At 70.7% G+C, this 7,162-nt stretch carries 7 protein-coding genes; 3 read left to right on the top strand and 4 right to left on the bottom strand.

Going from position 1 to position 7,162, the window contains the following annotated elements; translation table 11 throughout:
* The first annotated feature begins 12 nt into the window (after window positions 1-12).
* The 3 genes from Q7P21_RS17930 (at window position 13) to ligA (ending at window position 5,144) form a co-directional block, all read left to right on the top strand.
* Complete coding sequence (locus Q7P21_RS17930; RefSeq protein WP_304169247.1) at window positions 13-1,005, top strand: outer membrane protein assembly factor BamD; 993 nt, start codon at window positions 13-15, stop codon at window positions 1,003-1,005.
* A 100-nt stretch (window positions 1,006-1,105) separates the two neighbouring features.
* A complete protein-coding gene (gene recN / locus Q7P21_RS17925; protein WP_304169248.1) occupies window positions 1,106-2,803 on the top strand; it encodes a DNA repair protein RecN in 1,698 nt (565 codons plus the stop codon).
* A complete protein-coding gene (ligA, locus tag Q7P21_RS17920) occupies window positions 2,796-5,144 on the top strand; it encodes an NAD-dependent DNA ligase LigA (RefSeq protein ID WP_304169250.1) in 2,349 nt (782 codons plus the stop codon). Before recN ends, ligA begins: the two co-directional genes overlap by 8 nt.
* A 15-nt stretch (window positions 5,145-5,159) precedes the next feature.
* On the opposite strand, the gene Q7P21_RS17915 is transcribed toward ligA, so the two are convergent.
* From Q7P21_RS17915 to Q7P21_RS17900, 4 genes are all read right to left on the bottom strand, one after another.
* Window positions 5,160-5,498, bottom strand: a complete 339-nt coding sequence (locus Q7P21_RS17915; protein ID WP_304178173.1) for a YciI family protein — start codon at window positions 5,496-5,498, stop codon at window positions 5,160-5,162.
* Window positions 5,499-5,612: 114 nt separating this feature from the next.
* Complete coding sequence (locus Q7P21_RS17910) at window positions 5,613-6,536, bottom strand: class I SAM-dependent methyltransferase (RefSeq protein ID WP_304178170.1); 924 nt, start codon at window positions 6,534-6,536, stop codon at window positions 5,613-5,615.
* Complete coding sequence (locus Q7P21_RS17905; protein WP_304169255.1) at window positions 6,533-7,030, bottom strand: hypothetical protein; 498 nt, start codon at window positions 7,028-7,030, stop codon at window positions 6,533-6,535. Before Q7P21_RS17905 ends, Q7P21_RS17910 begins: the two co-directional genes overlap by 4 nt.
* Window positions 7,031-7,048: 18 nt before the next feature.
* Window positions 7,049-7,162: M24 family metallopeptidase C-terminal domain-containing protein (locus Q7P21_RS17900; protein ID WP_304178176.1), on the bottom strand; the 114-nt coding region annotated here is incomplete at its 5' end.

Genomic DNA, 7,162 nt, shown 5'->3' with positions numbered 1-7,162 from the left:
TTGGTCTTTGAGGTGAAGGTGTCCTTGCTTCGCAATTCCTGGGCTCGTCCGGCCATAGCCGCCGTGATTGTCGCCCTCGCCCTCGCCGGGTGCGCCGGCAAGCCGAAAAAGCCCAAGCTGGTCTATGAGGAGCGCCCCGTGGAGCTGCTCTACGCCACCGGCGCGGACCGGCTGGACCGTGGGCTGTGGAATCAGGCCGTGGACTATTTCGCCGAGGTGGAGCGTCAGCACCCCTATTCGGAATGGTCGCGCCGGGCGATTCTGATGACCGCCTACGCCCACTACCAGGCCGACAACTATGCTGAGGCGATCGGCGATTCCGACCGCTTCATCTCGCTCTATCCCGGCAATCCGGCGGCCGCCTATGCCCACTATCTGAAGGCCATCTGCTATTTCGAGCAGATCGTCGACGTGGGCCGCGACCAGGCCGCCACCGGCCAGGCCCTGGATAACCTGCGCGACGTGGTGCAGCGCTATCCGACCACCGAATACGCCGCCGACGCCCGCCTGAAGATCGACATGGTCAATGACCAGCTGGGCGGCAAGGAAATGACCATCGGCCGCTACTACCTGCGCAATGGCGATACGCTGGCCGCCATCGGCCGGTTCAAGACCGTGGTCGACCGCTATCAGACCACCACCCACACGCCCGAAGCGCTCTACCGCCTGGTCGAGGCCTATCTGACGCTCGGCCTGCTGGATGAGGCCAAGAAGAACGGCGCGGTGCTGGGCTACAACTATCCGGGCGACGGCTGGTATCGCGACGCCTACGGCCTGCTGACCGACAAGGGCCTGCGCCCTGCGGTCGAGCCGAACGGCAAGGCCGAGCACAAGGGGATCCTGTCCAACCTGCCCTTCCGCAACAAGGACAAGGGCCAGACGATCAAGCCGCCGGCCGGCGACGCCGCCGCCACGGCCGACATCACGCCCCCGGCCGCCACCGCCATCAAGGCGCCGAAGCCCAAGCACAAGAGCCTGCTTTCGCACCTGCCCTTCCTGCATTAGGCCGCGCGGCGGGCCCAGCGCCCGCTCTCCGGAACCGAAAGTGAACATTGTTGCCTGTGGCGCCTTTCAGGACGCCTGATTCCAGGCGATCTTGCCCCCCATGCTGATCGGTCTGTGGATCCGAGACGTCGTGTTGATCGAAGCCCTGGACCTGTCCATCGGGCCGGGCCTGACGGCGCTTACCGGCGAGACGGGGGCGGGCAAGTCGATCATCCTCGACGCGCTCGGCCTGGCCACGGGCGCGCGGGCCGACGCCGGCCTGGTGCGCCGTGGCGCGAGCCAGGCGGCGGCCTCGGCGGTGTTCGCGCCGGCCCCTGACCACCCCGTCTGGGACATTCTGGAAGAGAAGGGCCTGTCCTACGCCAAGGACGAGGACCTGGTCCTGCGCCGCACCCTCGGGGCTGATGGCCGCAGCCGCGCCTTCGTCAATGACCAGGCGACCAGCGTCGGCGTCCTGCGCGAGCTGGGCGAACAGCTGATCGAGGTCCATGGCCAGCATGAGACGGTGGGCCTGCTGGATTCCCGCACCCACCGCCCGCTGCTCGACGCCTATGGCTCCCTGGGCCCGATGGCCAGGACCGTCGCCGCCCGCTGGACCGACTGGCGTGGGGCCCGGACCCGGGCTGAGGACCTGCGCGCCATCGTCAGCCGCGCCGCCGCCGACGCCGAGGAGCTGGCCCTGCGGCTCTCCGAACTCGACCGCCTCGCCCCCCAGCCGGGGGAGGAGACAGCCCTGGCCGAGGAACGCGCCCTGCTGGGCGCGGCCGAAAAGGCGTTGAGCGACATCGCAGACGCCCGCGGCGCCTTCGAGGGCCTGTCCAATCGTCTGGCCCAGGCGGTTCGCGCGCTCGAGCATGCCCGCACCCGCGCCCTCCAGGCCGGGGCCGGCGAGGACGCCGCCGCCGTGACCCGCCTGGCCGCCGCCAGCGCCGCCGTCGACCGGGTGTTCAGCGAGGTGCAGGAGGCCGAGGCCGCCGTCGACCTCGCCGCCGAAGCCTTCGACTTCCGCCCCGACCGGCTGGAAAAGGCCGAGGAGCGCCTGTTCGAACTGCGCGGCATGGCCCGCAAGCTCGGCGTCAGCGTCGAGGAGTTGCCGACCCTGCGGGTCCGCTTCGCCGACCAGCTGCGCGCCATGGAATCCAGCGAGGACGACCTGAAGGCCGCCGAGGCCGCCGTCGCCGCCGCCCGCACGGGCTATCTGGCCGCCGCCGGCGAACTGACCCAGGCCCGCCGCTTGGCCGGCGAACGCCTGGCCGTGGCGGTGGAGAGCGAGCTCGCGCCGCTCAAGCTGGACAAGGCCAAGTTCCGCGTGGCGGTCGAGCCCTTGGCGGAGGACAAGGTCGGCCCGGCCGGCCAGGATCGCGTCGCCTTCGAGATCGCCACCAATCCCGGCGCCCCGTTCGGCGACCTGGGGGCCATCGCCTCGGGGGGCGAGCTGGCTCGCTTCGCCCTGGCGCTGAAGGCCTCGCTGGCCGCTCGCGCCGCCGGCGCCCAGCCCTTGATGATCTTCGACGAGGTGGACCAGGGGGTGGGCGGCGCCGTCGCCGACGCCGTTGGCCTGCGGCTGAAGAAGCTGGCCGCCAGCGCCCAGGTGCTGGTGGTGACCCACTCGCCCCAGGTGGCCGCCCGCGGCGACGCCCATTGGCGGATCTCCAAGGCCGGCGACGGGGACCGGGTGCGCACCGCCGTCGAGCCGCTGACCGAGGCGGAGCGCGAGGAAGAGATCGCCCGCATGCTCGCCGGCGCCCAGATCACCGACGCCGCCCGCGCCGCCGCCAGGGCCCTGATGCATGCCTGACGCCAAGACGCCTGTCACCGACCTCACAGAGGCCGAGGCGGTCGAGGAACTGACCGCGCTCGCCGACGAGATCGCCGGCCATGACAGCCGCTACTATCAGCACGACGAACCGACCGTCTCCGACGCCGACTATGACGCGCTGAAGCAGCGCAACACGGCGATCGAGGCGGCCTTCCCGCATCTGGTCCGTGAGAATTCACCGTCACTGAGGGTCGGCGCCGCGCGGGCCGAGCAGTTCTCGCCCGTCGAGCATGGCGTGCCCATGCTCAGCCTCGACAACGCCTTCTCCGATGAGGACGCCGCCGATTTCGACGCCCGGGTGCGGCGGTTCCTGCGGCTGGCCGACGAGACCGTGGCCTATACGGCCGAGCCCAAGATCGATGGTCTGTCGGCGTCCCTGCGCTATGAGCGCGGCGTCCTGGTCCAGGGCGCGACCCGGGGCGACGGCAAGGTGGGCGAGGACGTCACCGAGAACCTGCGCACGGTCACCGACATCCCCAAGCGCCTGGCCGGCTCCGGCTGGCCGGACGTGATCGAGGTGCGGGGTGAGGTCTATCTCGGCCACGAGGAGTTCGCAGCCCTCAACGCCGCTGCGGTGGAGGCTGGCCAGAAGACCTACGCCAATCCGCGCAACGCCGCCGCCGGGTCCCTGCGCCAGATCGACCCGAAGATCACCGCCACCCGGCCGCTGAAGTTCTTCGCCTATGCCTGGGGCCTGATCAGCGAACCCTTCGCCGAGACCCAGTGGGAGGCGCTGCAGGCGCTGAAATCCTGGGGTTTTTCCACCACGCCCCAGTCCCAGCGGGTGGAGGGCGCCACTGGCCTGCTCGCGGCCTATGCCCAGATGGAGGTCCTGCGCCCCAAGCTCAGCTTCGACATCGACGGGGTGGTCTACAAGGCCGACCGCCTCGACTGGCAGGCCAGGCTGGGCTTCATCACCCGCACTCCGCGCTGGGCGATCGCCCGCAAGTTCCCGGCCCAGCAGGCCCGCACGATCCTGGAGGCCATCGACCTGCAGGTCGGTCGCACGGGCGCCGTCACCCCGGTCGCCCGCTTGCGGCCGGTCACGGTCGGCGGCGTCGTGGTGGAGAACGCCACCCTGCACAATGGCGACGAGATCGCCCGCAAGGACCTGAGGGTCGGCGACACGGTCATCGTCCAGCGGGCCGGTGACGTGATCCCCCAGATCGTCGGACCGGTGCTGGACGAGCGGCCGGCCGAGGCGGTCCCGTTCGAGTTTCCGCACATCTGCCCCTGTCCGCTGCAGACCCCCCTGGCGCGGGAGACCACCGCTTCGGGCGCCGAGACCGTGGTGCGCCGCTGCACCGGGGAACTGGCCTGTCCGTTCCAGCGCATCGAGCACCTGCGCCACTTCGTGTCGCGCCGGGCCTATGACATCGAGGGCCTGGGCGAGAAGCAGCTGACCGCCTTCTTCGAGCGTGGCTGGATCCGCGAGCCGGCCGACATCTTCCGCCTGGCCAAGGACGAGGAAAAGCTCGCCGAGCTGCGCCAGACTGACGGCTATGGCGAGTTGAGCGTCGCCAATCTGGTGGCGGGCGTCGAGGCGCGCCGGGCCATCCCGCTTGACCGCTTCATCTTCGGCCTGGGGGTCCGCCATGTGGGCGAGACGACCTCCACGGCGCTCGCCCGCCACTACGAGACCGTGGAGCGCTTCGTCGCGGCCGGCGCCGCCGCCGAGGCCCAGCGTCCGACGGAGGCCTATCAGGCGCTGGCCACCCTCGACGGGGTCGGGCCCACGGCCCTGGACGCCGTGCTGGCCTGGGCGGCCCAGCCCAGCCAGGACCTCCTGATCCCCTCAGACGCCAGCCTGGAGGAGCGCCTGCGCCTGACCATCCCCAAGCTCAACGCCACGGCGCGGCGCGCCATCGCCGAGCGCTTCGGCGACTGGGCGACATTTGACGCCGCCGCCCGCGCCGCCCTGGCCGGCAAGGCGGGGGAGGATTTCCTGGAACTCTCCGGGGTTGACGCCGTCGGCCCGGTCGCCGCCCGCATGGTGGCGGAGTTCTTCGGCGAGGATCACAACCGCGCGCGGGTCGACGCCTTGCTGGCCGAGCTCACCGTGATCCCGGCCGAGAAGCCCAAGACCGACACGGCGGTCGCCGGCAAGACCGTGGTCTTCACCGGCGCCCTGGAGCGCATGACCCGCGACGAGGCCAAGGCCCAGGCCGAACGGCTGGGCGCCAAGGTCTCCGGCTCGGTGTCCAAGAAGACCGATCTCGTCGTCGCCGGCCCCGGCGCCGGCTCCAAGCTCAAGACCGCGACAGAGCTCGGCATCCAGGTGATGACCGAGGATGAGTGGCTGGAAATGGTCGGCGGCTAGGGGCGCCGGCCGGCCTCAGTGAAAAGGCCGCACCTCGACATGCGCCTTGCAGGCGATGGCGGCCCTGCGCGCCCACTCCAGCGCCTCGTCCAGGCTGGCGGTCTCCAGCACCCAGAAGCCGCCGACATATTCCTTGGTCTCCAGATAGGGCCCGTCGGTCACCAGCACCTGGCCCCCCGGCCCGAGCCGCAGCGACTTCGCCCGGCTGGTGGGTTGCAGGCCGCCCACGAAGGCCCGGACGCCGGCCTCAACCATCTCCACATTAAGCGCGCTGATCTCGCGGCCCATCGCCTCGTCCTCGGTGGACGGGTCGTAGTCGTGGGCGCGGTGAATGGCGACCAGGTACCGGGTCATGACGTGCTCCTTGACGGTCTTGAGGCGGGCCGAACCTCCGGCCTTCAATCCATGGACGAACGGCTGGGCGGGAAGCCGACACCAGGCCATTTCGGCATCGGAAAATTTCGCTCTTCATTTCCCCAGTTCAGAGTCCGGCAGAGGGTCGAAGAAGCCCGGGTCCAGGCTGACCTCGCCCTGCAGGGAGCCAAAGCCACGATTCCGCGCCGTCACGATCCAGGTCGCCGAGTCCAGCAGCACCCCGTCCGGGCCCTCGTGGGGCCGGAGGGCCGCGCGGACGGCGTCGATGACCGCTTCGCGCTTGTCAGGGTGCTCCCGCAACATGCCGCCGAGCGGTCCGATCCGGAGTGACAAGCCCAGCGTGGTCTCCAGGTCGCCGCTGCCGATCTTCTGATTGTGCGGGGTGAAGACGATGTCCGTGAAGCCGGCGGCCCCCAGTATGCCTGAGGTCCGCGCCTGGTCCGCAAAGGCGAACGGTCCTGGCGCGCCGGGCTCAGGCGGGGCGGTGGGCGGCAGGAGATGGGCCGCCGAGGCGAGCGGCAGGGTCATGATCGGGTTCTGCGCCATCGCGCGCCAGCAGACGAAGGCGAGGCGCCCGCCGGGCTTCAATCCCTTGCGGATATTGGCGAAGGCGGCCGTCGGGTCGGCGAAGAACATCACCCCGAAGCGGGAATATACCGCGTCGGCCTGACCCACTGCGAAGGGATGCGCCTGAGCATCGGCCTCGACGAAACTGGCCTGGGTCAGGCTGGCCTCGGCCGCCCGCGCCCGGGCGATCTCCAGCATGGGGCGGGAGATATCCAGGCCGGTGACCTCGCCGGTAGGCCCCACCGCGCGGGCCAGTTCCAGGCTGGATTCCCCACAGCCGCAGCCGATATCGAGGATGCGCTCGCCCGGCTTCGGCCCCAGGGCCAGCGCGGCGGCGCGGCCCAGCGGTCCGATCTGGCGGTCCAGCTGGACCTGCAGCGCAGCCCAGGTCGGGCCGGCGCCTTCGTTCCAATAGGCGATCTGGGCGGCGTTGGCGGCGGCGTCGGTCATGGCTTGGCCGCCACGGGCTTGGCGCCCAGTTCCGGACAGGCCTTGGGCTCTGCCGTCCACATCACGCTGGCGATCTTCCACTGGCCGGCGGCCTGGACGAGGTTGAACACGTCGATCCCGCAATGGCTGGTCTTGCCGTCGAGCTTGAACTCATAGGGCGCCCAGACCACCGCCATCGGCCCGCGCCGCAGCAGGGTGGGGTCCCAGATGTGCTCATCCAGGCCCGGCTTCAGGGCCATGCTGGCCAGCACGCCCTCGACCGCCGGCCGCTGCAGATCGAAGTGACCATCCGGGGCCTGGCGCTGAATGGTGAACACCCCGTCGGTGAACTGGGCGTCGGCCAGGCCCTTGGCGTCCTGGTTCCGCATGGCGGTGAAGAAGGCGTCCACCTTGGCCAGGATCGCCGCCCGCTCCGGATCGGCGGGCGCGGCGGCCTGGGCGGTCTGGGCCAGGCCGGCGAGGGCCAGGGCGGCGAGGGCGGTGCGGATCATCATCTGTGTGTTCCCCGGCGCCTAGAGCGGCGCGCAGACCTCTTCCAGCCAGGCCTTGACCACCGGCTCCACGCGCGGTCCCACCACGGCCAGGACGCGGGCGTGATAGGCGTCCATCTGGGCGCGCTCGGCGGG

Source organism: Phenylobacterium aquaticum (genome assembly GCF_947378715.1).
GTDB classification, from domain to species: Bacteria; Pseudomonadota; Alphaproteobacteria; order Caulobacterales; family Caulobacteraceae; genus Phenylobacterium; species Phenylobacterium aquaticum_A.
This window is presented reverse-complemented; position numbering and strand designations above follow the sequence as displayed.